We start from the raw sequence: 24,692 nt of genomic DNA, 5'->3' as shown, positions 1-24,692 counted from the left end.
AGAAAAAACCCGCCTCCAGGGCGGGTCAGGTGCACGTACGCGCTAGCCCGCCAAGCTGATAATGGCGGTAATAATAATGGCGTTCACATGCGGGAATGTATTCATGGGGTAGGAACTTAGCCGGTAGTGCAGCACAAAGTCAACACTTGGCCTGCTGCGCCGAAAGCGGCACATCGAACACCTTGTCGAAGCCCCACTGGAAGGCAAAGGCGTAAACGAAGAAGAACACGAACAGCGCCAGGTTGGTCAGCAGCGCCGCCCACAGGCTCACATCCAGCCAGTACGCCACCAATGGCAGCAGGATCACCACCAACCCGCCCTCGAAGCCTAAGGCGTGCAGCAAACGCCGCATGAATGTGCGCTCACGTTGGCGCTGGCGCGCTTCCCAGCGCTCGAACACCCAGTTGTAGCCCATGTTCCAGCTCATCGCGATGCCCGACATAAGCACCGACAATACCGCCGATTGCGCCATGCCGGCACCGAACGCCAGCTCCAGCGCGGGCGCCACGCAGGCGACGGCGATGGCTTCGTAGAGAATGGCCTGGACGATCTTGCGGGCCTTGCCTTGCATGTTCAGCTCCCTGGGTAAACGATCTGTAAAACTACAAGATGCGGCCAACAAGAAAAAGCCCGAAGTTTGGGCAACAACGCGATTGCCTGAAAAACATCACGTGCTGCGCACTACCCGGCTGGCAAGCGAATCCTGAACTGCGCGCCACCCAGCGCCGACTGCGCCACAGTCAGGGTCCCGCCCTGCCCTTCGATCGCCCGCCGGCTGATCGCCAGCCCCAGGCCAAACCCGCCGGTGTTGCGGTCGCGGCTGCGGTCCAGCCGGTAGAACGGCTGGAAAATCCGCTCCCGCTCCTCCACCGGTATACCGATCCCGTCATCCTCGACCGTCAGCAGACAGGCGCCATCGCCCTCCAGACGCAAGCGCAGCAGCAGGCTTTCATCGCAATAGCGCATGGCATTGCGCACCAGGTTCTGCACCGCCCGCGCTGTCAGCCGTGGGTCCAGCACAAACCGGGGCAAATTGCCCTCGGCCCGTACTTCCCACTGGATACCCCGGCCATCAAGCTCTTCGGCAAAACCGCCGAGTACGCTGTCGACCAGTTCCAGCAGCGACACCTCGACCCGCTCGCGGGCGTGGTCGGCGTTGTACAGGCGGCTGTAGGACAGCAGTTCGAGCACCAGCTCATCCAGCTCGCGCACATGCCCCACCAGTTCCAGCAGGCGCTTGCGACTGGCCGGCGGCACTTCGTCGAACAGCAGCACCAGGCCGAAGTCCAGGCGGGTCAACGGTGTACGCAGCTCATGGGACACCGCATTGAGCAGCTCGCGCTGCTGGTTGACGTGGCGTTCCAGGTCACTGGCCATGGTGTCGAACACCCCGGCCAATTCACCAATGTTGGAATGCGGCGAAATGTGTGTGCGCTCGGCCATCTGCCCCTGGCCCAGGCGCCGGGCGGTTTCCTTCAGGCGCTCCAGGTCGCGCCAGTGCGGCCATACCCATAACAGCAGGCACCCCAGCATGGCCGCACCGATCAGCACGGTCACGCCCCACGACAGCACATTGATGTCCAGCGGGTCTGGCGGGGCGTGCAGGCGCACCAGCCAGTGCTTGTCCAGCGGTGCCAGCACGGTTTCGTAGTAACCCCACTCGGCAATGCGCACGGCGTACTGGCCGTGCTCCAGGCGCGCCTGTTCGTCCGCGCTCAGTTCGGCCTGGTCCATGCGCAGCAGTTTCACTTCCAGCGGGACGAACGCGCTGGCCAGGTCCTGCTCCACGGCCGGCCACTGCTCGCGCGGGGCCTGGTGGAACTGGCGCACGATCAACGATTGCACGCCCTTGGCCTGGTCCAGGTTGTAGGCCATGAAGCGCTCCTGGAACAGGCCGACGATGGTGTCAGGAATGAACAGCAGCGCACCGGCGTAGGCGACGATGATCACCAGGTACAGCCGCACCAGGATCTTGAGCATGGCCGGTCAGCACTCCCACTCGACGCGGCTGAACAGGTAGCCCTTGCCCCACACGGTCTTGATCTTGCGCGCTTCGCCGGCGTTATCGTCGAACTTGCGCCGCAGCTTGGAGATGGCCACGTCCACCGAACGGTCAGTGCCGTTGAACTCGATACCGCGCAGCTGCTGCAAGATACGGTCGCGGTTCAGCACTTCGCCGGCATTGCGCGCCAGTACCACCAGCAGGTTGTACTCGCCGCTGGACAGCTCCACCTCCTCGCCGCGCCAGCTGACCGTGCGCTCGGCCAGGTCGATGCGCAGGCCACCGATCAGGATCAGGTCGTTATCCAGCCGCGGCTCGTTGACGCTGCTGCGGCGCAGCAGGGTACGCACGCGGGCCAGCAGCACGCGCGGCTCGCAGGGTTTGGTCACGTAGTCGTCGGCACCCATTTCCAGGCCCAATACCTGATCATGGCTGTCGTCGCGGGCAGTGAGCATCAGGATCGGCAGGTTCTGCGACTCCTGGCGCAGCAGCCGGCACAGTTGCAGACCATCGATACCCGGCAACATCAGGTCGAGGATGACCAGGTCGGGTTTTTGCCGACGATATTCGTCCAGCACATGATCGCCCCGGGCGATCACCTGGACATGGAAGTCGTTGCGTTGCAGGTAGCTGGCGATCAACTCGGACAGGGCGCTGTCGTCTTCGACCAGGAAAATATTCGGCATAGGTGCTTGGGAATCTGGGTTGAGGTAGGCCTGTACGCGATCCCTGTGGGAGCGGGTTTACCCGCGAAGAGGCCGGCACAGGCATACGCAGAATATAGAACCCAGCCGCACGAAAGGATTGTTCTTCACACTTTTTCACACTCGCCCTACAGGTGTTAACAGCCGCACGGGCAGTACCTGCCGTACCATACGCCAGGTCATCATCGGAAGATCCGCATGCCTACTACCCTCCCCCCTCGCCTGCGCCCATTGGCGCTCATGGCGTTTCTGAGCCTGTCCCTGGCCGGCTGTGGCGACAGCGCCGAGCAAGACGAAAAAGCCCCCACACCGCAAGTGCGGGTAGAAACCCTGCAACTGCAGCCACTGGCCATCAGCAGCGAACTCAGCGGCCGCATCCTGGCGCCGCGCACCGCCGAAGTGCGTGCGCGCGTCGCGGGCGTGGTGCTCAAGCGGGTGTACCGCGAAGGCAGTGACGTCAAACAGGGCGATGTACTGTTCCTGATCGACCCAGCGCCATTCAAGGCCGACCATGACAGCGCCCGCGCCACCCTGGCAAAGGCCGAGGCCACCTTGTACCAGGCGCGTTTGCAGGAGCAGCGCTACCGCGAACTGGTCGACGACAAGGCTGTCAGCCGCCAGGAATATGACAACGCCAAGGCCAGCTTCCTGCAGGCCGATGCCGAAGTGGCCGCCGCCAAGGCTGCCCTGGAACGCACCCGCCTGAACCTCGGCTACGCCACCGTAACGGCGCCGATTTCCGGCCGTATCGGCCGTGCCCTGGTCACTGAAGGCGCACTGGTCGGCCAGAACGAGTCCACCCCGCTGGCGACCATCCAGCAGCTGGACCCGATCCATGCCGACGTGACCCAGTCTACCCGCGAGCTCAACGCCCTGCGCCGCGCCTTGCGCGCAGGCGAACTGCAGCAGGTAGGCGACGGTCAGGCCCGCGCCACGCTGATCCAGGACGACGGCAGCGCCTACCCACTGCCAGGCAAGCTGCTGTTCTCGGACATCAGCGTCGACCCCACCACCAACCAGATCACCCTGCGCAGCGAGTTCCCCAACCCGGACCTCGACCTGCTGCCCGGCAGCTACGTGCGCGTGCGCCTGGAACAGGCCGTGCAACCCAAGGGCCTGAGCGTGCCCCAGCGCGCCATCCTGCGCGACAGTGCCGGCGTGCCCAAGGTGCTGGTGGTCGACCAGCAAGCGCGGGTCAGCGATCGCCAGGTGGTACTGGGCAGCGCCCAAGGCGACCGCTGGGTCGTCAGCGAAGGCCTGGCCCCCGGCGAGCGGGTGGTGGTCGAGGGGCTGCAACACGTCAAGGCCGGTGACCAGGTGCAGGTCGACAACGCATCCGGGGCACCGCCCATTGCACAGCATACCGGCCAGTGAGGGCCTGATTCATGCCGCAATTCTTCATCGACCGCCCGGTATTCGCCTGGGTGGTCGCGCTGTTCATTCTGCTGGCCGGTGCGCTGGCCATCCCGCAGCTGCCGGTAGCCCAGTACCCCAACGTGGCGCCGCCGCAGGTGGAAATCTACGCCGTTTACCCGGGTGCCTCGGCGGCGACCATGGACGAAAGCGTGGTGAGCCTGATCGAGCAGGAACTCAACGGCGCCGACAACCTGCTGTACTTCGAGTCGCAGAGCAGCCTGGGCAGCGCCACCATCACCGCCACCTTTGCCCCGGGTACCAACCCGGACCTCGCCCAGGTCGACGTGCAGAACCGCCTGAAGGTGGTCGAGTCGCGCCTGCCGCGCCCGGTCACCCAGCAGGGCCTGCAGGTGGAAAAGGTGTCCACCGGTTTCCTGCTGCTGGGCACCCTCACCTCCGAAGACGGCAAGCTCGACGAAACCGCACTGTCGGACATTCTCGCGCGCAACGTGATGGACGAAATCCGCCGCCTGAAGGGTGTCGGCAAGGCCCAGCTGTACGGCTCGGAGCGCGCCATGCGCATCTGGATCGACCCGGGCAAGCTGATCGGCTTCAACCTCACGCCCAACGACGTGGCCGAGGCCATCGCGGCGCAGAACGCCCAGGTGGCGCCTGGCAGCATCGGCGACCTGCCCAGCCGCGACACCCAGGAAATCACCGCCAACGTAGTGGTCAAGGGCCAGTTGAGTACCCCCGAGGAATTCGCCGCCATTGTCCTGCGCGCAAACCTGGATGGTTCCACGGTGACCATCGGTGATGTCGCCCGGGTCGAGATCGGCGCCCAGGAATACCAGTACGGCACGCGCCTGAACGGCAAGCCGGCCAGCGCGTTCAGCGTGCAGCTCTCACCGGGTGCCAACGCCATGGAAACCGCCACCCTGGTACGGGCGAAAATGCAGGACCTGGCGCGGTACTTCCCGGAAGGCGTCAAGTACGACATTCCTTATGACACCTCGCCGTTCGTCAAGGTGTCGATCGAGCAGGTCATCACCACCCTGTTCGAAGCCATGTTGCTGGTGTTCGCGGTGATGTTCCTGTTCCTGCAGAACCTGCGCTACACCCTGATCCCCACCCTGGTGGTGCCGGTGGCGCTGATGGGCACCTTCGCGGTCATGCTGGCCATGGGCTTCTCAGTCAACGTGCTGACCCTGTTCGGCATGGTATTGGCCATCGGCATCCTGGTCGACGATGCCATCGTGGTGGTGGAAAACGTCGAGCGCATCATGGCCGAGGAAGGCCTGCCGCCCAAAGAAGCAACGCGCAAGGCCATGGGCCAGATCAGCGGTGCGATCGTCGGCATCACCCTGGTGCTGGTGGCGGTGTTCCTGCCAATGGCCTTCATGCAGGGTTCGGTTGGGGTGATCTACCAGCAGTTCTCGCTGTCGATGGCGGTGTCGATCCTGTTCTCGGCATTTCTGGCCCTCAGCCTCACCCCCGCGCTGTGTGCCACCCTGCTCACACCGGTGGCCAAGGGTGATCACCATGAGCGCAAAGGCTTCTTCGGCTGGTTTAACCGCCGCTTCGAAAGCATGAGCAACGGCTATCAGCGCTGGGTGGTACAGGCGCTCAAGCGCAGCGGCCGCTACCTGCTGCTGTACGCGGTGCTGATGGCGGTGCTGGGCTATGGCTTCAGCCAGTTGCCCACGGCATTCTTGCCCACCGAAGACCAGGGCTACACCATCACCGACATCCAGCTGCCGCCAGGGGCCAGCCGCATGCGCACCGAACAGGTGGCTGCGCAAATCGAGGCACACAACGCCGAAGAACCCGGCGTAGGCAACACTACCGTGATCCTCGGCTTCAGCTTCTCCGGTAGCGGGCAAAACGCGGCACTGACCTTCACCACCCTCAAGGACTGGTCCGAGCGCGGTGCCGACGACAGCGCCCAGTCGATTGCCGACCGCGCCAGCGCGGCCTTCTCTCAGCTCAAGGACGCCGTGGCGTTTTCGGTGCTGCCGCCACCTATCGACGGCCTGGGCGAGTCGACCGGCTTCGAGTTCCGCCTGCAAGACCGCGGCGGCATGGGCCACGCCGCGCTGATGGCTGCCCGCGATACGCTGCTGGCCAATGCGGGCAAAAGCAAGGTGCTGACCAACGTGCGCGAAGCGTCGCTGGCCGAAAGCCCGCAAGTGCAGCTGGAAATCGACCGCCGCCAGGCCAATGCCCTGGGGGTGTCGTTTGCCGATATCGGCTCGGTACTGGACGTGGCGGTGGGCTCCAGCTACGTCAACGACTTCCCCAACCAGGGCCGCATGCAGCGTGTGGTGGTGCAGGCCGAAGGCGACCAGCGCAGCCAGGTCGAAGACCTGCTGAAAATCCACGTGCGCAACAATAGCGGCAAGATGGTGCCACTGGGTGCATTCGTCCAGGCCAGATGGGTCAGCGGCCCGGTGCAGTTGACCCGCTACAACGGCTACCCGGCGGTGTCGATTTCCGGTGAGCCGGCAGCTGGCCACAGTTCGGGCGAGGCCATGGCCGAAATCGAACGCTTGGTGGCGCAGCTGCCGCCCGGCGCGGGCCTTGAGTGGACCGGCCTGTCGCTGCAAGAACGCTTGTCCGGCAGCCAGGCACCGATGCTGATGGCATTGTCGTTGCTGATCGTGTTCCTGTGCCTGGCAGCGCTGTACGAAAGCTGGTCGATCCCGACCGCCGTGCTGCTGGTGGTGCCGCTTGGCATGCTGGGTGCGGTGCTGGCCGTGACCCTGCGCGGCATGCCCAACGACGTGTTCTTCAAGGTTGGCCTGATTACCCTTATAGGCTTGTCGGCAAAGAACGCCATCCTGATCATCGAGTTCGCCAAGCACCTGGTCGACCAGGGCGTGGACGCCGTCGACGCCGCCGTGCAGGCCGCCCGCCTGCGCCTGCGGCCGATCGTGATGACCTCGCTGGCGTTCATCCTCGGCGTGGTACCACTGGCCATCGCCAGCGGCGCCAGCTCGGCCAGCCAGCAGGCCATCGGCACCGGGGTGATCGGCGGCATGCTCAGCGCCACGTTGGCGGTGGTGTTTGTGCCGGTGTTTTTCGTGGTGGTGGTGCGCCTTGCGGGCAAGGGCAAGAACAAAGTCGAATCCGCAAGCGAGTCCCTACCGAGCGGGGATTGAATGGCATGATCAAGGGGGCCTCGGCCCCCTTTCCGGTCACTTGCGTGCCTAGACCTTCTGGCCGTGCTACTCGCTGAAATTGACGGTATCTTTCAAACTTTTGCCGGGGACGAACTTGGCCTTGGTCGCTGCAGCAATCTGCATCGGCTTGCCAGTTTGCGGATTACGCCCTGCTCGCGCTTTTGTTTGCTCGGTTTTAAAGGTCCCAAAGCCCACCAGGGCCACCTCATTGCCCTCACTGAGTGATACCTTGACTGCATGGATAAACGCGTCAACCACTTTTTGTGCGGTTGCCTTGTTCAAGTCGGCGCGTTGCGCCACGTCTGCTACCAGTTGCGATTTGTTCAAGTGTCTCTCCTCATTAAAATTCTCGGCACCATCGCGATACGGGGCTTGCAGCCTTATTGAAGGACGAGGTCATGATCGGCACAACTGGCAAAAATGTCAGGTCGGTTCAACCCGGGCGAAGGCATTCTGGACAACTGTTGCAGGCCGTGGGAGGGTTGCTTTCTGCCATTGCCTAGAGTTGAAATCATGACCAACCCCTTGCCCCACAGTTCAGCCCTGATCCTCGCCGGCGGCCGCGGACAGCGCATGGGCGGGCGTGACAAGGGCCTGGTCTACTGGCAAGGCGAGCCCCTGATTGCGCACGTCCATCGTGTGCTACGTCCGCTGAGCGACGATCTGGTGATTTCCTGTAACCGCAACCAGGCGGCTTACCGGGCATATGCAGACCAGTTGGTGGGCGATGCAGAAGCCGACTTCCCGGGGCCGCTGGCAGGGGTGATTGCCGGGCTCAAGGTGGCTCGGCATGAGTGGGTGGTGCTGCTGGCCTGTGATGCACCGCGGGTTGACCGCGAACTGATCGAAGACTTGCTGCGGCTGGCGGTGGCCGGCGACAGTGCGGCAATGGTGCGCCAGGGTGGGTATTGGCAGCCGATGTTCAGCGTGCTGCCACGGCGAATACTGCCAATGCTGGAGCAGGCCTGGGCAGCGGGTGAGCGCAGCTTGCAGAAGGCCCTGCTGCGCGAGGCGGTGCAGGGGCTGGAATGCACCGAGGATGATCGCCGGCTAAGCAACTTCAACAGCCCGGAACTGCTGCAAGGCTGAGATTTACTGCTGCCTGTACCGGCCTCTTCGCGGGTAAACCCGCTCCCACAGGTTCACCACAGTGTTCAAATTCCGTGCGCCCCCTGTGGGAGCGGGTTTACCCGCGAAGAGGCCGGTACAGGTAATGCATCATCGGGAGGACAACTCCTCGACACTGATCTCGCGCATCCTGAACTTCTGTACCTTGCCGGTCACCGTCATCGGGAACTCGTCGACAAAGCGGAAGTACCGGGGCACCTTGAAGTGCGCAATCCGCGCCCTCGCCCACTCACGCAGCGCTTCTTCACTGGCGGTATGCCCCGGGTGCAGCCGCACCCAGGCCACGATCTCTTCGCCGTACTTGCTGCACGGCACGCCAATCACTTGCACATCCGCCACCGCCGGGTGGGTGAAGAAAAACTCTTCCAGCTCGCGCGGGTAGATGTTCTCGCCGCCGCGAATGATCATGTCCTTGCTGCGCCCCACGATACGCACATAGCCCTGTTCATCCATTACCGCCAGGTCGCCGGTGTGCATCCAGCCCTCTTCATCGATGCTCTCGGCCGTGGCCTTGGGGTTGTTCCAGTAACCGAGCATGACGCTATAGCCGCGAGTGCACAGTTCGCCTATCTCGCCACGCGGTACGGTGTTGCCGTCGGCGTCCACCACTTTGTTCTCCAGCCGGGGCTGGGTACTGCCAACACTGGTCACCCGGCGTTCCAAGTCATCGTCGGGCCCGGTCTGCAGCGACACCGGGCTGGTTTCGGTCATGCCATAGGCAATCTGCACCTCGGCCATGTGCATTTCGCCGATCACCCGGCGCATCACCTCGATCGGGCAGGTGGCGCCGGCCATGATCCCGGTGCGCAGGCTGGACAGGTCGAACTCGCCGCGTTGCGGGTGGTCCAGTTCGGCGATGAACATGGTCGGCACACCGTACAACGCGGTAGCCTTTTCCTCCGCCACGGCACGCAGCGTGGCCAGCGGGTCGAACGCATCGCTGGGGTAGATCAGGGTGCTACCGTGGGTCATGCAACCAAGGTTGGCCATGACCATGCCGAAACAGTGATACAGCGGCACCGGCACCACCAGCCGGTCGTGCTCGGTTAGGCCCAGGCTTTCGCCGACCATGTAGCCGTTGTTGAGGATATTGCTGTGGCTGAGGGTGGCGCCCTTGGGGAAACCGGTTGTGCCCGAGGTGTACTGGATGTTGATCGGGTCGTCGCAGCGCAGTTGCGCCTGTCGTTCGACCAGGGCCTGGCGGCTGACATACTCGGCACGCGCCTGCAACGCGTGCCAGGCCAGAAAGCCCGGTGGTGGCGAGGCAGCCAGGCTGACCACCCCGCGCAGTTCGGGGAAGCGCTCGCAGCTCAGCGCGCCTGGTTGGCCGCCGGCCAGGCCAGGGACCAGGCCCTGCAGCATGGCGTGGTAATCGGAGGTCTTGAATGCGTCAGCGCAGATCACCCAACGGCAGCCGGACTGGCCCAGGGCGTAGTCCAGTTCGCTGGAGCGGTAGGCCGGGTTGATGTTGACCAGAATCGCGCCAACCTTGGCGCTGGCAAACTGGGTAATGCACCACTCGGCGCAGTTGGGCGCCCAGATGCCCAGGCGGTCCCCGGGCTGTACGCCCAGTGCCATCAGCGCGCGGGCGTGCTGGTCGACAGCCTCAGCCAGTTGCTGCCAGGTGTAGCGCAGGGCCTGGTGGCGCACCACCAGCGCCTCGCGGTCGGGGAAGCGGGCGACGGTGGTATCGAAGGCGTCGCCGATGCATTGGGTAAGCAGGGCCTTGTTCTGGTTGCCCTGGGAGTAGCTTGGCTGGGGCATGGGCGCTCTCTTGTTGTTCTTGTGTTGTCTGGGCCGGCCTCTTCGCGGGCTTGCCCGCTCCCACAAAGACTTCCACAGTATTGGAAGACGGCGCAAATCCCTGTGGGAGCGGGCGAGCCCGCGAAGAAGGCAACGCCGATCTAGCGGATAAACACCTGCGGCGTAGTGGTAGACATGTCACCACCGGGCAACTTGATGTTCTTCACTTTCTCCAGCGTATCCGGGTTGAACACCGCCAGGTCATTGAAGGTGCCGCCCAGGTACAGCTTGTCGCCCTTCTTGTCGAAAGCGACGCAATAGTAGGTGTGCTCAAGGTTAGCCGCCTTGATCAGCTTGCGCTGCTTGATGTCGTACTTGGCCAGGCGGTTGAGCACGCCGTAGATCTGGTTCGGGTCATTAGGCGAACGCAGGCCGGTGAAGTACAGCTCGGTCAGGTCGGCGAATTCCTGGGTGTGGGTCTTGCCCGTCTTCAGGTCGACACTCAGGTAGCCATACAGCGGCTCGGCGGTGGCCGGGTCCTGCTTGTCGTCCTTGAACCTGGCAATGGTGTACAGCATGGTGAACTCATGGCGCGGGCTCTGGTGCGGCCAGAAGTACAGCACGTCCGGGGCGCTGTAGCCTTTGCGGTTCCAGTTGCGCAGCGGCAAGGCCACCGTGTACTTGCCGGTTTTCACATCCATCTTGTAGAGGTCCGGCCCTGCGACATACAGGCTGCCATCATCGCCGGCACGCATCAGGTACACCTGGCGCGGCATCGGGAAGGTGCGCACCGGCTTGGCCTGCAGGCCATCGGTGGTGCTGAACACCTCCAGGCGCGGCGGCTTGACCACATAGTGGTCGTTCAGCATCTGCGTCGGGTTGACCGTGGCGTACACTTCCTTGCCGTCCGGGCTGATGGCAAACGAATACATCGACCTGCCCACTTCACCCGCCACGCTGGACAGGTTGGCCCGGAAGGTATTCTTGCAGGTGTCCAGGTCGATGCCGTAGATGTCGCCGTAATGGTTGTTCAACACATAGGCAGTGCGGTTGTCCGGCGCCATCATCGCGGTGCCAGGGCCGAACTTGTCGGGCATCTGGCAGCTTTTGTAGACCGTGTCACTGGCCACATCGACCACGTGCAGGTTGTTCGGGTAGTTGGTCACGATCATGTATTCGTGGCCAGCCTTCAGCGCAGGCCCGGTGTCGTCAGCCTGAGCCAGCCCGGCACAAGCCGTGGCGGTGATGGTGAGCGCGAGTTGCGCGCAGCGTCCAGCTTTCATGCGGTTTCCCCTTGTCATTCTTGTTGGGCCGGTCACTTGTCTTTCGGGAACACAGTGCCCAGGTTGCGCCAGTCATCCGCCGAGTTGGTCGCCTGGGCGTTCCAGTCCTGATAGGTGCTCATCATGTCCGGCACCTGGGCCGGCCACCAGCAAGGGTCGGAGCAGCCATACAGATCGGCCTCCATCGGTTGGCACAGCGAGCTCACGCCACCAAAGGCATCCACTTCCCAACCCGGGTCGGTTGTCGCCGTGCAGCCGGCCACCGCACTCATGGCCATGACTTCTTCGATGCGGTCTTCGGCAGCGGCCTGCTCAAGGATGCGCGCCTTGTTGTTCAGGGGCTTCAAGTGCTTCATGTCAGTGCGCCTTCCGCGGGGTGATGTAGCGGTCGATGAAGGCCGGGTTGGCGGCCATGATGCGGCTGTAGACTTCGATGCCGAAGTCGACCCAGTCGCGCATCAGTTCGCAATAGTGGTAGGTCGGGTGCTGCGGGTCGCCGTAGCGGGCGTAGCTTTCGTGGTAGCAGCCACCGGAGCACAGGTTGCGGATGCGGCAGCTCTCGCAGCCGGTGTTGCTACGGTCCAGGCGCTGTGAGAGGAAGTCGTTGAGCTCCACCTGCTTGACGCCCTGGTGCACGTTGCCGAAGGTCGGCAGGCTGGAGCCGGTGAAGCGGTGGCACAGGTTCAGCTCGCCTTCATGGTCCACCGCCAGCATTTTCAGCCCGGCACCGCATGGCAGGGCCTTCTTGTGGCCTTCGTGAATGTCGGTGATCAGCTGGTGCAGGTTGGAGAAACCGATGTTGCGGTGTTCCAGCGCAGCGTCCAGGTAACGGCGGCCCAGCGCCTTCATGTTGGCGAAGACCTCAACCAGTTCTTCGCCGGTGAGGTTGAAGGCCGCCATGTCGCCGGAGGTGACCGGGGCAAAGCCGACTTCGGCAAAGCCCATTTCGTTGAACAAGTGGTTCCAGATGGTCTCGATATCGGTGATACCGCGGGTCAAGGTCACCCGCGCCCCCACCGGGCGACTGTTGTAGCGCGACAACAGCATGTCGGCCTTGCGCCGCACCACGTCATAGGTACCCTGCCCGCCCACCGTGATGCGGTTGCGGTCGTGCACGGTCTTGGGGCCGTCGATGCTGATCGACAGGCCAAAGCGGTGGGCATTGAGCCAGTCGACGATCTCTTCGGTGAGCAAGGTGGCATTGGTGGTCATGATGAACTCCACCTGTTTGCCCGCCTCGGCGAAACGCCGCTCGCAGTAGGCCACCATATGTTCGATCAGCGGCCGGTTGGACAAGGGCTCGCCACCGAAGAACACCACGCTGTAACGTTCCTCGTCAGGCGATTCCTTGAGCAGCATTTCCACCGAGGCTTCGGCGGTGGCGGTGCTCATCTTCTTGCCAGCGGACGGCTTGTCCAGGTCTTCCTTGTAGCAATAGGTACAGCTCAGGTTGCAACCAGTGTTGACGTTGAGCACCACGGTATTCAGCGCAGTGCGCTCGACCCGCTTGAGGGCAATTTCCGGGGTTAGCGGCGAGCCGTCACTGACCAGTTCCAGCGCGATCAGCTCGCGCAGGGTGTCCTGGATATCGCTGCCGGCAAACTGCTGGCCCAGGCGCTGCATCAGCTCCTCGGCCGAACAGCCTTGCTGGCGCAAGGTGTCGATGATGCCCCCAGTCACCGCGTCGGCGGTGAACAGCGAGCTGCTGGGGATATGGAACAGCATGCGGTCGGCATCTACCTGCACTTCATGCAGGTTGCGTTCGACCAGATTCAGTAGTGCGCCCATGCGACCTCCGGGTTATCGATCCGTTGGAAAACCGTTGCACCCTGCCATTACGGCAGCGGTGGGTTGTTCCAGCGCTGAACGGTGACGATCATGTGCCCTTCGCCGGTCTGGCCACCGTCGGCCAGGGTGGCGATAACCTTCAGGTTGCCAGCGTTGTTGGTCATCATCTTCCGTTCAGGGTTGGGGCCGGCACCGCCTGGCACGAACACCCCGTCGGCCTGCATCTGCCCGGCGAACTTGACGTCTTCGTCCTCGACCGCACGCTCGTTGAACGGCTCGACCTTCCAGGTGGCCGGCAGATAGCCGATGCGCAGCGGCTGGCCACTGGCATCCTTGCCCCAGGCTTCTGCCTCGAAACGGCCCTGCACCTTCGGCACCGAAGCGCCGTTTTCGCCGATGCGGGCGATGGAGAACGCCGGCACGACTTTCACTTCCTCGACCTTGTCGTACACCGCCAGGTTCACGCCTTTAAGCGCGCCCACTGCAACTTCGCGCTGCCCTGGCTTGGCGTCGGCTGCCGCGCGGGCCTTGACCCGTACCAGGGTCGGGGTCTGCTCCAGCACTTCGGTCACTTCTACCCCGGCACCGAGGTCGGGTTTGCCGTCCAGGCCGCTGCCCACCAGGGTAATCTCGCTTTCGCCGCCGGCCTTGATGAATGCCGGTTGCACCGCCAGCAGGCGCGCCTTGCCTTCCTTGGCAGCCGTGAAGTCCAGGCCACGCTCGTCGTGTTCGGCCTCGAACATGCGGCCTTTCATTTCGCCATCCAGCGCCGCGAACACCTGGCGCAGGTTGGTGTCGCCAACCTTGACGTTGCCGCGCCATTCATAGCCGTTGTACAGGATCGCCGTGCCGCTGCCGTTGAACGGTGTACCGTCGGCATAGGCGCCCTTGACCTCGACCTTGAAGGTGTCGCCCTCCCCGGCCGAAACGCTCATCACACCACGCACATCACCCTTGGCCAGCATGTGGCCGCTGAACGCCCACTGCCCCGGCAGCACGTCGGCCTTGGGTTTTGCCTGCTGCCATTCAGCCCAGGCCGGGTTGTCCAGCGGGTAGCGCTTGGCAAGTTCCGGCACCACCTGCTGCAGGGCAATGGGCAGCCAGTCGCGGTCCCGCGCCTGGGCCTGGTATTCGAGGGACGGCCACTGGCCGAGGTGGAAGTTGACCAGGTGCTCCCATTCCTTGGCCGGGCGGCGCTGCAAGGCGACGCGGGCACCGGAGTGGCAACGGCCACAGGTTTCGCTGAGCTGGGTGTCGAAATGCTCGACAGTGTTCAGCCGGCGCTCCATGGCGTAGCGCACGCCATCGGTTTCGCTGGGCGCCAGGCCCTGCTTGTCGGCCAGGTACTTGACCAGCGTGCGACGGTCGTCGTCGCTGATCTGCAAGCCGTGCATCACCTGCATGCGGGCGATGCTCATCAGCCAGCCTTCCGGGGTTTTACGCTGGTGGCTGATGCGGCTGTAGGTATCGTTGCCTTCGGGGATATGGCACCCCATGCACTTGTTCTGCAACAGGCTCGGGCCCTGCTCGGCCGCCATGGCCTGGGTGCTCAGCAGCGCGGCGGCGACCAGCGCCAGTTTGCCCGCATGCCGCCGGAGTCGAGTCGTCTTCAAGGTCAGACCTCCACGGTTGTTGTTCTTATCGTTTTTCGCACGCTTTGGTACAGCAGGTGTGCATGTGACAGTTGTGATACAGGAAGTGTGCCAGTTGCTGTAAAAGCGTTGCCTTTCAACCTTTTAGGCAGTTTCCGTGGCCTGGCCAGCAGCCAAGATGGCCACTTGCAGCGTGCCATTTCGCGACTAGGTGTTTCATCCTGAGACAAGGGCCTGCCACGCAGGCCTTCGCGGGCATGCCCGCTCCCACAGGAATGGCACAACGCCTGGGGTCAACGCTGTACCTGTGGGAGCGGGCAAGCCCGCGAAGAGGCCGGGACATCCACTGTTGCACCACCGTCTCACACCGTCTCAATGTGCAACAGCGCACGCCTGCAATCACAACCTTGCGCCCAGGCAAAACCCAACACCTTCAATGCCTTGCGGCCGTCTGCCCACTTTGGCACGCCCATTGCGCCAGTGCCCTTCAGACCCAATGACAAGAGGCACAGCCCCATGCTTTCCGATCTGCCCATCCTGCCCGCCACCCGCGCCTTTCTCGAACGCAAGCTGAAGATGCGCATCGGCGCCGACTGGCAGGACGCCGCCAGCGGTCGCACCCTGTCGTTCCGCAACCCGGCCACCGGCGAAGTGCTGGGTGAAGTGCCCGCCGCCGACGCCGAGGATGTCGACCGCGCCGTGCGCGCAGCACGCCAGGCCTTCGACGACTCGCCGTGGAGCCGCCTGCGCCCACGCGAACGGCAGAACCTGCTGTGGCGCCTGGCCGACCTGATGGAGCGCGACGCTCGCCAGCTGGCCGAGCTGGAATGCCTGAACAACGGCAAGAGCGCCGCCGTGGCCCAGGTGATGGACGTGCAGCTGGCCATCGACTTCCTGCGCTACATGGCGGGCTGGGCCACCAAGATCGAGGGTAGCACCGTCGAAGCCTCCATGCCGTTGATGCCCAACGACCAGTTCCACGGCTTTGTGCGCCGTGAGGCCATCGGCGTGGTCGGCGCCATCGTCGCCTGGAACTTCCCGCTGCTGTTGGCCTGCTGGAAGCTCGGCCCGGCCCTGGCCACCGGCTGCACCATCGTGCTCAAGCCCGCCGATGAAACCCCACTGAGCGTGCTGAAGCTGGCTGAACTGGTAGACGAAGCTGGCTACCCGGCAGGCGTGTTCAACGTGGTGACCGGCACCGGCCTGAACGCCGGCGCCGCGCTCAGCCGCCACCCCGGCGTCGACAAGCTGACCTTCACCGGTTCCACCGAAGTGGGCAAGCTGATCGGTAAGGCGGCCATGGACAACATGACCCGCGTCACCCTGGAGCTGGGCGGCAAGTCGCCGACCATCGTCATGCCCGACGCCAATCTGCAGGAAGCTGCTGCCGGCGCCGCCACGGCGATCTTCTTCAACCAGGGCCAGGTGTGCTGCGCAGGCTCGCGGCTGTACGTGCACCGCAAGCACTTCGACAACGTGGTGGCCGACATCGCCGGCATCGCCAACGGCATGAAGCTGGGTAACGGGCTGGACCCGGCCGTGCAGATGGGCCCGTTGATCTCGGCCAAGCAGCAGGACCGCGTCACCGGCTATATCGAGCTTGGCCGCGAACTGGGTGCGACCATTGCCTGTGGCGGCGAAGGCTTTGGGCCGGGTTACTTCGTCAAACCCACGGTGATCGTCGATGTCGACCAGCGTCACCGCCTGGTGCAGGAAGAAATCTTCGGGCCGGTGCTGGTGGCGATGCCGTTCGATGACATCGACGAAGTGATCGGTATGGCCAACGACAACCCCTATGGCCTAGGCGCGAGCATCTGGTCCAACGACCTGGCTGCGGTGCACCGCATGATCCCGCGGATCAAGTCGGGTTCGGTGTGGGTCAACTGCCACAGCGCGCTGGACCCGGCGCTGCCGTTTGGTGGCTACAAGATGTCTGGCGTGGGTCGTGAGATGGGCGCAGCGGCCATCGACCACTACACCGAGCTCAAGTCGGTGCTGATCAAGCTCTGATCCTCTGCCTGTACCGGCCCTATCGCCGGCAAGCCAGCTCCCACAGGTATCCACTGCCCTCAGGTCCTGTGCCGTACTTGTGGGAGCTGGCTTGCCGGCGATAGGGCCGGTACAGGGAATACAAAACAACAATAAAAACCATGGAGCAAAACCATGAGGCACACACTCGCCTGCACATTGGCCCTGCTGCTCGCCGCACCCGCCAGCCAAGCCTACGAGCTGTACAACCAGAACGGCACCACCCTCAACGCCGACCTCGAAGCCCTGTTCGGCACGTTCCACAGCGACGAAAGTTTCAACCAGGCCGGCAACCGCCAACCCGGCGGCACCGCCTGGCAGGAGGGTTACGTCAAATATGGCCTCAGCGGCAGTCAGGCCCTTGCCGACAGCGGCGCCCTCTACGGCGCCTTCAACCTGCTCAGTTCCGCCACCTGGGGCGATGGCGACGCCGCCGGCCTGACCCTGGGCGATGAGCGTCGCACCGCCATCGAAGACCTGTACCTGGGCTGGCGCTCGGCCAACCTGTTCCCGGCGCTGGGCGAAGACGGCGTGGACATTTCTGGCGGCCGCCAGGTGGTGACGCTGGGTGACGGCTTCCTGATCCAGGGCGACCCGGTCAACCTCGGCAAGGTCGACCTGGGCGCCAATTTCGACCGCGGCGGCGCTTACTACCTGGCTGCCCGCAAGGCCTTCGACCGCACCGCCGTGCTGCGCCTGGGCGGCAAACAGGGTTGGCGCGGCGACCTGATGTGGCTGAAGTCCGACAACCACTACCAGGCCGACACCTCCCTGGCGGTGGCCAACCTGGAACACGTCGCCGATACCGGTACTGTCGGCCTGAGCTGGATCCGCGGCCTGGACGTGGACCAGCGCTACGCGCAGATCATGGGGCTTGAGCACCGCGACGGCATGGACACCGCCAGCCTGCGCGGGCGCGGCAACCTGGGCGTGAAAGACCTTGAACTGGCTGCCGAGTACGTGACCCAGGACAAGACCGGCGGGCGCGAGAATGCCTGGTACCTGGAGGGCAACTGGACCTTCTCCGAGCTCCCCTGGTCACCCACCGCCACCTACCGCTACAGCCGCTTCTCCGAAGGTTTCGACCCACTGTTCTACGGCCTTAGCCGAGGCTACGGCACCTGGTTCCAAGGTGAAGTGGCAGCCAACTATGCCGGGCCGTTCAACAAGAACAGCCAGGTGCACCATGTGGCGCTGAAGGGCAAGCCGCGGGACAATCTCACCGTCGGCGCGCTGTACTTCGACTTCGACACGCTTGACACCGACCAGGGCAACCTCGGCGGGCGTGAGCTGGACCTGTATGTAGAATGGATGGTCAACGACCACTTGCTGATCAGCCCGTTGGTGGGGTTCTACAAGCCTGAGCGCAGTGCGGCCAATGGCGGCACGCAGCTGGGTGGACGGGATACCGGGGCCTATATGCAGTTGATCGTCGGAACGTTCTTCTGAATTAAAAGATTCGCGGCTGTCCCGCAGCCCCCCGCGACACAAGACGCCTCCGTGGTCCCTGTAGGAGCGGCCTTGCGTCGCGATGGGCCGCAAAGCGGCCCCGGCAATATCAAACCAACCCCTGCTCCGCCAACCACCGCCGCACCATTCTCTGCTGTTCACCCGCAAGCCCCGACAACACTGCCTCGACAGGCCGGCCACTACGTATTTCCCGCACCACTGGCGCCAACTCCACGCCCTGCAAATGCCACACCCCCAACGGCTGATCCGCCGTTACCACCACCTCGGCCGCATCCACCAGCCCATCACGCAGCACCGGCCGCCGCTCAACCTGTACTGCTTGCCAGTCAGCCGCCTGATGCAGTGGCTGCGCATCCGGCCAGCCTTGGCGCCTGGCCCAGAACGGCTGCCCCGCCCGCCCCTGCTCCTGCCCGTAGAAATCCCGCCCAATGCGGGCAAAGCGCAAGAACAGCTGCTCGACCCGCTGCTGGTGAAACTGGCGCGCCAACTCGGCCCGGTCAGGCCTGCGCAGCAACGTATTGATCACCACCGGTGCCTGTAACGCCGAAGATAGCGACTGGAAGATACCGTTGCCCGACAGCGGATCCACAGCCATCGCGGCATCACCCACCCGTATCCAGCCCTGCCCGACACATTCGCCCGCCAAAATCGCCGTACTGCTGCGCGCATGCACCTGGGCTGGCACCCGCGCCCGCTCATCGAACAGCTCGGCCACCAGCGCACTGCTGGCACGCCGCGCCGCGCAGTAATCCGCCAGGCCAGCCTTGCCCGGCAGCCCTCCGGCGTCCAAGGTGGCTTGCCAGTAGCAGCGGCCATCTTCCAGGCGCGCCATCCACGCCCAGCCATCCTCCAGGCTCTCCACCGCCGACGCAGGCGCCCTGGGGCTACCCTGCCAGACATTGAGCAGGCTGACCGTTTCCGGCCCGCGCAGGCGGTCCGTAGCAAGCGGTGCCTGACGACCGCGTGCCTCGACGAGGAAATCAGCGATCAGTACCTGACCATCATCCAGACAAACTTGATGACAGCCCTCGTGCACGACATTGCGCACCCGCCCCTCGACCACACTTACACCTGCACGCTGAAGGTCGTCGCGCAGCGCCCGGTCAAACCGTTGCCGATCCAGCAGAAATTCCTGGTTCATTTGCAGGTGCTGGCCGTTCCAGTGCACCTGCCGGGTTGCCGGCATGGCCGCCTGGTTCAAGGCCCCACCAAGGCCCGCATGCCGCAAGCCCTCCAGCACCCTTTGCGAAACGCCTTCAACTGCCGCGAAACGGCGCCACTGCGATACCACCGTCACCGTGTAGCCCAACCGCCGCAGGCCAATGGCCGTGGCGGCACCCGCAGGGCCGGCCCCCAGTACCACAATGCGCGGTTCAGGCATGGCTGGCACCTCGTCGCTCAGGGCCGGTGAACGCTGCATTGCTGCGCAACCAGTCGTGCACCTGCTGACGGTCCATACCCGGCTGCTCATGCCGCAGTGCCGCGATCCTGCCGCTCAAGGCCGCGCAGCCCAAACTCGCCCCCGCCCTGCCGCCAGCCCCGACATAACCGCCAAAGTCTGCTTGCCGGGTGCCGAGCCAGGACCACTGCCCAGGCGCGCAACGGGCATCACCGGTAACCCGAATTACCCCAGGGTAGCTGGCCGGGTACACAGGCCCGCCCTGCGCCGGGCTGGATGCACACAACAGCACACCCGCAGCCAAGGCTTCAGCGCAAGCCTGGTGCAGTACAGGCCGGTCCTGCTGCAAGCCCAGGCTGAGATTGATCAGCGTTGCCCCCGACTCCACCAGCCACAACAGCGCGGCAGCAACCTGTAACGCACTGGTGCTGGCCTGGGCGCCGAATACCTGGGCCACCAGCAACGGCACTGGTCCAGCCTCGCGTCGTAAGCCTGCAAGCACTGCACTGCCATGCCCTAGCTGGTCGGGCAGCATTTCGCCTTCACGCAACTGGCCGTCTTCCAGCCAGAAACGGCGGGCGCCAAGCAAACCGCTGGCCTGCTCCGCCGAGCAGCCGCTGTCGATGATGCCAACGCACACGTCAGTGCCCATGCTTTATCACCTGCTGCGGCAGCACCTGCAACTGGCCATTATGTAGCTGCAAATGCAGGTCGGCATCGGCCAGTGTCGAAGCACGGTGGCTGATCAGGATGCGCGTGCGACCGGCAAACAGCTGATCGATGGCCGCGATCACTTCGCGCTCGGTGGCTTCATCCACTGCCGAGGTGGCCTCATCCAGCACCAGAATCGCCGGGGCTTGCAGTACCGCACGGGCGATGGCGATGCGTTGCTTCTGCCCGCCGGACAACTGCTGGCCACGCTCGCCCAGCAGGCCGTCCAGGCCCAACGGCAGGCTGTCGACCAGGCTGTCCAGCCGCGCCAGGCGCACTACCCGCTCCAGTTCTGCGCGGCTGGCGTCTGGCACGCCGTAGGCGAGGTTTTGCGCAAGCGTGCCTCGGAACAGCACGATGTCCTGGCTGACAACGGCTATGCGACGGCGCAGCGCGGCCAGGTCGAGTTCGCGCAGGTCGGTGCCATCCAGCAGGATGCGCCCGGCGTCCGGGTCATAGAAACGTTGCAGCAGGTCAATAAGGGTCGACTTGCCCACCCCCGAGGCACCGCTGATGGCCACCTTCAGGCCACCCGGCACGCACACCTGCACGTTGTTCAGCACCGCGCCCTGCCGCCCTTCATGGGCGAAGCTCAGCGCCTCGAGGCGCAATTCGCCCGGCCCGTCGGGCATGGGCAGCGGGTTGGCTGCCGGGCGCACGGCCACGGCCTCGCGCTTCAGCTCCATCACCCGCCCGAGGCTCACCGCCATGCGCTGCACCGCCACATACAGGCCCAGCAGGCTCTGCACCGGGCCTACTGCCATGCCCATGTAGGTGGAAAAGGCGATCAGCGCACCCAACTGCCAGGTCCCCTGGATCACCCACCAACCGCCGACCAGAAACGCGCAAGCGCGGCACCAGGACGTGAGCGTGCCGGGGATGGCCTGGGTGAAGAATTCGGTCACCTGCACCTTCAGCAACTGGCGCATGTAACCCTGGCCGAGCTGATCCAGCCTACCTGCTTCGCGGCCTTGCTGGCCGGCCGCCTGAATGAACTTCATCGCCGGCAAGGTTTCGACCAGGAACGACGACACATCCGCCGAACGCTCGCGCAGGCTGCGCACTTCGCGCTCCACCTTGCGCCGCATCCAGCGCAGCCACAGCACCTCGATCGGCACCAGCAGTGCCAGCAACAGCGACAGCTGCCATGACAGCATCAGCATCAACGCCACCGCGCCCACCAGGCCAATGACCGCAGATACAGCCGAGAACAACGAATCCACGGCAAAGCGCTGGATCTCCGCCACATCGCCATCCAGCCGCGAAAGAATGTCGCCCATGCGCCGCCGCCCATAGAACGTCGGCGACAACTGCTGCAGGTGGCGGTACAGGTCATCACGCAGGGCAAACAGGATACGCCCCGACAGCCGCGTGTGCAGGTAGCGGTTGACCCCGGCCAGCACCGTACCCAACAGGCCCGCACCGATCATGATCGCCGCCATGTGCCAGAGGGTCTGGTAGTCCTTGGCCAACAGCCCCTCGTCAATCAGCGTCTTGACCAGCCAGGGCTGGGCCAGCGCCAGCAGCGAGGCGCCCAGCGACAAGCCGAGCAACAGGCCGATGGCACGCCGATGCGGGCGTACGAAACCATACAGCCAGGCCAACGCCTGGCGCATGAGCGCAGGGTCGCTGGAGTCCACCAGCCTTGCGAACAATGGGCCCATGGTTAGCCGCGCAACTGTTTGAGCTTGCGGTACAGCGTCGCCCGGCTGATCCCCAGGGCCTCGGCCGCGGCGGAAACGTTGCCCTGATGGCGCGCCAGGGCGCCGCGAATCAATTCCAGCTCGTTGTCCTTGAGGCTGCCGGAGGGCGCCGTGCCGCTGGCCAATTCGTCCAGCAGGCAGTCGGTGAGGTGGTCCAGGGTCAGCACCTGCTCGCCGTCCTCGCGCATGGCCAGCGCCGTGCGCACTACCATTTCCAGCTGGCGAATGTTGCCCGGCCAGTCGAAGCCTTCAAGTAATGCGGCCAGCGCCGGGTCCAGGGTTATACCGCGGGCACCGGCCTTGTCCAGCAGGCCCTGGATGATTTCACCCAGGTCATCACGCTCGCGCAGCGCCGGCAAGCGCAGTGATACGCCATTGACCCGGTAGTACAGGTCTTCGCGAAAATGCTGTTCCTGCACCAGGCGTTTGAGGTCGCGGTGGGTGGCGCAGATCAGCGCCACATCAATGTCCTGCTCGTCGCCGGCACCCAGCGGCGCCACCCGGCGTTCCTGCAATACCCGCAGCAGGCGCGCCTGCAAGGCCAGCGGCATGTCGCCGATTTCGTCAAGGAACAGCGTGCCACCATGGGCCTGCATCAGCCGCCCGACCATGCCGCCCCGGCGGGAGCCTGTGAAGGCGCCCTCGCGGTAGCCGAACAGCTCGGACTCGATCAAGCCTTCGGGGATGGCTGCACAGTTCACGGCCACAAACGGTTTGTCAGCGCGCGGGCTGGCCTGGTGCAGGGCCCGGGCGACCACTTCCTTGCCGGTACCGGTCTCGCCCAGCAGCAGCACCGGCAGGCCATTGCCCAGCCCCAGGCGCGCCATGCGCAGGTTGCGCGCCAACCGTGGGTCAGCACCGGCCAGGGCGTCGAGTGCCGGCGACGGCTTGCCCAGCGCCGGCTTGCTTGCCGGCGTGCTGCCATTGAGCCGGCCATGGCGCGGCAGCTGCAGGGCACGGAAGTAGAACTCGCCCTTGGCCGTCTGCACACTGCTCACCCCACCCTGCCACAGGCGTGCGATAAACGCAGGTGAGCGCTCGCCGAGCAGGTCAGTGCTGCGCCGGCCAACCAGCTCGTGGCGCGGCACCTGCAACAACTGGCAGGCACTGTCGTTGGCAGCCAGCACCTCGCCATCAAGGCTCAGCGCCAACAGGCCATGCCAGGCGCTGTTGAGGTATTGCGGACGGCTGTGGAAGGCGAGCACCAGCTGCTCTGGGTGGCACAGGCCGAACATGCGGCTCTCGATGTTGCCGGCGGCCAGCATCAGTGTCGACAGGCTGTCCTGCGGTTGCGCCATCACCCCTTCACGGGTGATATCGAGCACGCCGATCACCTCGCCACGTGGGTCACGCAGGGGTACAGAGGTGCAGGAAAACGGGCTGAGGCGGTCAAGGTAATGTTCGCCGCAGTTGATCAGCGTCGGCCGGCCTTCCACCACGGCGGTGCCGATGGCATTGGTACCGCGCAGCGACTCGCTCCAGCAACTGCCCGGGTGCAGGTCGCGCAGGCCCTCGCGGCTGAGCACGTGGGTCTGGCCCTCGATGGCCAGCACGTTGGCCTGGGCGTCGCCGAGGATGACGATACCGGCCTTGCCCTGGCGCGCGACCAGGTAGTCCAGTTCCGGGGTGACGGCGTCGACCAGCAGGCGATTGCGCTCCAGCAGCATGCGCAGGTCGTGGCCGTGTTCCAGGCCCAGGCCAACCTGTTCGCCCTGCAGGCAATCCAGGCCATGGCCCAGGCTGCGGCGCCAGGATGCGTCGATCTCGTCGCGCAGCATGCCCAGCGGCAGCTCGCCTTCGCTGGCCAGCTTCAGGCGGGCCTGGCGGGATTCGTGCAGCGGGTCGTGGGCGTTTGTTATTAGTTGTCGCGCCATTTTCTACTCCGGCTGTGCCCTGCAAGGTGGCGGGGTACGGGCTTGGGAATTTTCCGCAGTGTGCGGGAGAAATGGCTGGGCGTCATCTGGTTGATGGGTTGAGGGGGGTGTCATGGATCGCCGGGTGTTCGGCTGAGGTTTTGTGTGGGCGCATGAATCGAGCGCCGCCCGCGCGGCGCATCGCGACACAAGGCCGCTCCTACAGAGACCGCCTGATCTTAAGATCGGCGCCTTACCTCTTAAGGTGGGCTTGCCCTCAACCCCCTCACGGTCAACTGTTGCCCCTCTACCCCATCCAGCAGCGCCTCCACCACCGCCTTGGCCGAATCCAGCCCATGGTCGTTGCTCAACAGCAGATCACGACAGGTCCCCTTGGCCAGTTCCAACGCCTTGAGCACGGCAAACAGCGGCGGATGGCTGCATTCGCAAGTGGAGAAACTGGACGATGCCGTGGTGGCGCGGGCGGGGGGATCAGGTAAGCCTTTTGTCGAGGCGCCCTACGCACAGCCGCCATAAAACGAAACAGCCGGGCACAAAAAAGCGCCAACTGTTTCGCAGAGCGGGCGCTTGTGCGCCTTGATTGATCGCGGGTCTTCGCGGGTAAACCCGTTGCTCGCTCAGGCACATGATCGGCTGAAACAGACTGTGAATGCTGCGTTGAGCCAGGATGGCACTCAAGGCGGCGACGGTCATGACATATTCCTGAAAATGAAAGGGCCGGGCATCTGC

At 64.5% G+C, this 24,692-nt stretch carries 19 protein-coding genes and 1 pseudogene; 5 read left to right on the top strand and 15 right to left on the bottom strand.

Annotated features, from left to right (window positions below; all coding sequences use genetic code 11):
- Positions 1-139 precede the first annotated feature (139 nt).
- From JOY50_RS19695 to JOY50_RS19685, 3 genes are all read right to left on the bottom strand, one after another.
- Positions 140-571, bottom strand: a complete 432-nt coding sequence (locus JOY50_RS19695) for a PACE efflux transporter (RefSeq protein WP_016487315.1) — start codon at positions 569-571, stop codon at positions 140-142.
- 110 nt (positions 572-681) lie between these two features.
- Positions 682-1,980 carry an ATP-binding protein gene (locus JOY50_RS19690; RefSeq protein WP_243055673.1) on the bottom strand — a complete coding sequence of 433 codons (1,299 nt, stop codon included), beginning with the start codon at positions 1,978-1,980 and terminating at the stop codon, positions 682-684.
- A gap of 6 nt (positions 1,981-1,986) precedes the next feature.
- Positions 1,987-2,688, bottom strand: coding sequence for a response regulator transcription factor (locus tag JOY50_RS19685; protein WP_016487321.1), 702 nt, complete (start codon positions 2,686-2,688; stop codon positions 1,987-1,989).
- Between the two features lie 216 nt (positions 2,689-2,904).
- On the opposite strand from JOY50_RS19685, the gene JOY50_RS19680 reads away from it, so the two are divergent.
- The gene (locus JOY50_RS19680) at positions 2,905-4,080 is read left to right on the top strand and encodes an efflux RND transporter periplasmic adaptor subunit (RefSeq protein ID WP_243055672.1); all 1,176 of its coding nucleotides are present in this window, start codon (positions 2,905-2,907) and stop codon (positions 4,078-4,080) included.
- A gap of 11 nt (positions 4,081-4,091) precedes the next feature.
- Positions 4,092-7,223, top strand: coding sequence for an efflux RND transporter permease subunit (locus JOY50_RS19675; protein ID WP_243055670.1), 3,132 nt, complete (start codon positions 4,092-4,094; stop codon positions 7,221-7,223).
- A gap of 66 nt (positions 7,224-7,289) precedes the next feature.
- Here JOY50_RS19675 and JOY50_RS19670 read toward each other — a convergent pair whose 3' ends face one another.
- The gene (locus tag JOY50_RS19670) at positions 7,290-7,571 is read right to left on the bottom strand and encodes an HU family DNA-binding protein (protein ID WP_132840578.1); all 282 of its coding nucleotides are present in this window, start codon (positions 7,569-7,571) and stop codon (positions 7,290-7,292) included.
- Between the two features lie 186 nt (positions 7,572-7,757).
- Between JOY50_RS19670 and mobA the strand changes: the two genes are divergently transcribed.
- A complete protein-coding gene (gene mobA / locus JOY50_RS19665) occupies positions 7,758-8,333 on the top strand; it encodes a molybdenum cofactor guanylyltransferase MobA (protein ID WP_132840575.1) in 576 nt (191 codons plus the stop codon).
- Between the two features lie 129 nt (positions 8,334-8,462).
- Here the strand turns inward: mobA and JOY50_RS19660 are convergent, their stop codons facing one another.
- The 5 genes from JOY50_RS19660 to peaA form a co-directional block, all read right to left on the bottom strand.
- Positions 8,463-10,136 carry a fatty acid CoA ligase family protein gene (locus JOY50_RS19660; RefSeq protein WP_132840573.1) on the bottom strand — a complete coding sequence of 558 codons (1,674 nt, stop codon included), beginning with the start codon at positions 10,134-10,136 and terminating at the stop codon, positions 8,463-8,465.
- Between the two features lie 140 nt (positions 10,137-10,276).
- Positions 10,277-11,398, bottom strand: a complete 1,122-nt coding sequence (gene peaD / locus JOY50_RS19655) for a quinohemoprotein amine dehydrogenase subunit beta (protein ID WP_132840570.1) — start codon at positions 11,396-11,398, stop codon at positions 10,277-10,279.
- 32 nt (positions 11,399-11,430) lie between these two features.
- Complete coding sequence (gene qhpC / locus JOY50_RS19650; protein ID WP_016499473.1) at positions 11,431-11,754, bottom strand: quinohemoprotein amine dehydrogenase subunit gamma; 324 nt, start codon at positions 11,752-11,754, stop codon at positions 11,431-11,433.
- Position 11,755: 1 nt separating this feature from the next.
- The gene (gene peaB / locus JOY50_RS19645; RefSeq protein WP_028613872.1) at positions 11,756-13,186 is read right to left on the bottom strand and encodes a quinohemoprotein amine dehydrogenase maturation protein; all 1,431 of its coding nucleotides are present in this window, start codon (positions 13,184-13,186) and stop codon (positions 11,756-11,758) included.
- A gap of 47 nt (positions 13,187-13,233) precedes the next feature.
- Positions 13,234-14,799, bottom strand: coding sequence for a quinohemoprotein amine dehydrogenase subunit alpha (gene peaA, locus JOY50_RS19640; protein WP_132840568.1), 1,566 nt, complete (start codon positions 14,797-14,799; stop codon positions 13,234-13,236).
- A 495-nt stretch (positions 14,800-15,294) separates the two neighbouring features.
- Between peaA and JOY50_RS19635 the strand changes: the two genes are divergently transcribed.
- Both JOY50_RS19635 and JOY50_RS19630 read left to right on the top strand, forming a co-directional pair.
- Positions 15,295-16,788, top strand: a complete 1,494-nt coding sequence (locus JOY50_RS19635; protein WP_132840565.1) for an aldehyde dehydrogenase — start codon at positions 15,295-15,297, stop codon at positions 16,786-16,788.
- Positions 16,789-16,941: 153 nt separating this feature from the next.
- Positions 16,942-18,255 carry a hypothetical protein gene (locus tag JOY50_RS19630; protein ID WP_138737109.1) on the top strand — a complete coding sequence of 438 codons (1,314 nt, stop codon included), beginning with the start codon at positions 16,942-16,944 and terminating at the stop codon, positions 18,253-18,255.
- 109 nt (positions 18,256-18,364) lie between these two features.
- On the opposite strand, the gene JOY50_RS19625 is transcribed toward JOY50_RS19630, so the two are convergent.
- From JOY50_RS19625 to JOY50_RS19600, 6 genes and pseudogenes are all read right to left on the bottom strand, one after another.
- Positions 18,365-19,657: an NAD(P)/FAD-dependent oxidoreductase gene (locus JOY50_RS19625; RefSeq protein ID WP_243055669.1), complete on the bottom strand. Its 1,293-nt coding sequence runs from the start codon at positions 19,655-19,657 to the stop codon at positions 18,365-18,367.
- Complete coding sequence (locus tag JOY50_RS19620) at positions 19,650-20,327, bottom strand: peptidase S8 and S53 subtilisin kexin sedolisin (RefSeq protein WP_243055667.1); 678 nt, start codon at positions 20,325-20,327, stop codon at positions 19,650-19,652. The genes JOY50_RS19625 and JOY50_RS19620 overlap by 8 nt, the downstream gene beginning before the upstream one ends.
- Entirely contained in the window at positions 20,317-22,050 is a 1,734-nt protein-coding gene (locus JOY50_RS19615; RefSeq protein ID WP_243055666.1) for an ABC transporter ATP-binding protein, read from the bottom strand. Before JOY50_RS19615 ends, JOY50_RS19620 begins: the two co-directional genes overlap by 11 nt.
- 2 nt (positions 22,051-22,052) lie before the next feature.
- Positions 22,053-23,963 (bottom strand): sigma-54-dependent Fis family transcriptional regulator, encoded by a 1,911-nt coding sequence (locus JOY50_RS19610; RefSeq protein ID WP_243055665.1) that lies wholly within the window; start codon positions 23,961-23,963, stop codon positions 22,053-22,055.
- 239 nt (positions 23,964-24,202) lie between these two features.
- Positions 24,203-24,361: a hypothetical protein gene (locus tag JOY50_RS19605; RefSeq protein WP_165931593.1), complete on the bottom strand. Its 159-nt coding sequence runs from the start codon at positions 24,359-24,361 to the stop codon at positions 24,203-24,205.
- 202 nt (positions 24,362-24,563) lie between these two features.
- Positions 24,564-24,656 (bottom strand): annotated as a pseudogene (locus tag JOY50_RS19600) (diguanylate phosphodiesterase); the annotation flags it as partial.
- Between the last annotated feature and the right edge of the window lie 36 nt (positions 24,657-24,692).

Source organism: Pseudomonas sp. BP01 (assembly GCF_022760795.1).
GTDB lineage: Bacteria > Pseudomonadota > Gammaproteobacteria > Pseudomonadales > Pseudomonadaceae > Aquipseudomonas > Aquipseudomonas putida_Q.
This window is presented reverse-complemented; position numbering and strand designations above follow the sequence as displayed.

Bases quoted from the DNA above. Each gene is read 5' to 3' on its own strand.
- JOY50_RS19695 (WP_016487315.1), bottom strand. From the start codon at position 571: ATGCAAGGCAAGGCCCGCAAGATCGTCCAGGCCATTCTCTACGAAGCC.
- JOY50_RS19690 (WP_243055673.1), bottom strand. From the start codon at position 1,980: ATGCTCAAGATCCTGGTGCGGCTGTACCTGGTGATCATCGTCGCCTAC.
- JOY50_RS19685 (WP_016487321.1), bottom strand. From the start codon at position 2,688: ATGCCGAATATTTTCCTGGTCGAAGACGACAGCGCCCTGTCCGAGTTG.
- JOY50_RS19680 (WP_243055672.1), top strand. From the start codon at position 2,905: ATGCCTACTACCCTCCCCCCTCGCCTGCGCCCATTGGCGCTCATGGCG.
- JOY50_RS19675 (WP_243055670.1), top strand. From the start codon at position 4,092: ATGCCGCAATTCTTCATCGACCGCCCGGTATTCGCCTGGGTGGTCGCG.
- mobA (WP_132840575.1), top strand. From the start codon at position 7,758: ATGACCAACCCCTTGCCCCACAGTTCAGCCCTGATCCTCGCCGGCGGC.
- JOY50_RS19660 (WP_132840573.1), bottom strand. From the start codon at position 10,136: ATGCCCCAGCCAAGCTACTCCCAGGGCAACCAGAACAAGGCCCTGCTT.
- peaD (WP_132840570.1), bottom strand. From the start codon at position 11,398: ATGAAAGCTGGACGCTGCGCGCAACTCGCGCTCACCATCACCGCCACG.
- qhpC (WP_016499473.1), bottom strand. From the start codon at position 11,754: ATGAAGCACTTGAAGCCCCTGAACAACAAGGCGCGCATCCTTGAGCAG.
- peaB (WP_028613872.1), bottom strand. From the start codon at position 13,186: ATGGGCGCACTACTGAATCTGGTCGAACGCAACCTGCATGAAGTGCAG.
- JOY50_RS19635 (WP_132840565.1), top strand. From the start codon at position 15,295: ATGCTTTCCGATCTGCCCATCCTGCCCGCCACCCGCGCCTTTCTCGAA.
- JOY50_RS19630 (WP_138737109.1), top strand. From the start codon at position 16,942: ATGAGGCACACACTCGCCTGCACATTGGCCCTGCTGCTCGCCGCACCC.
- JOY50_RS19625 (WP_243055669.1), bottom strand. From the start codon at position 19,657: ATGCCTGAACCGCGCATTGTGGTACTGGGGGCCGGCCCTGCGGGTGCC.
- JOY50_RS19620 (WP_243055667.1), bottom strand. From the start codon at position 20,327: ATGGGCACTGACGTGTGCGTTGGCATCATCGACAGCGGCTGCTCGGCG.
- JOY50_RS19615 (WP_243055666.1), bottom strand. From the start codon at position 22,050: ATGGGCCCATTGTTCGCAAGGCTGGTGGACTCCAGCGACCCTGCGCTC.
- JOY50_RS19610 (WP_243055665.1), bottom strand. From the start codon at position 23,963: ATGGCGCGACAACTAATAACAAACGCCCACGACCCGCTGCACGAATCC.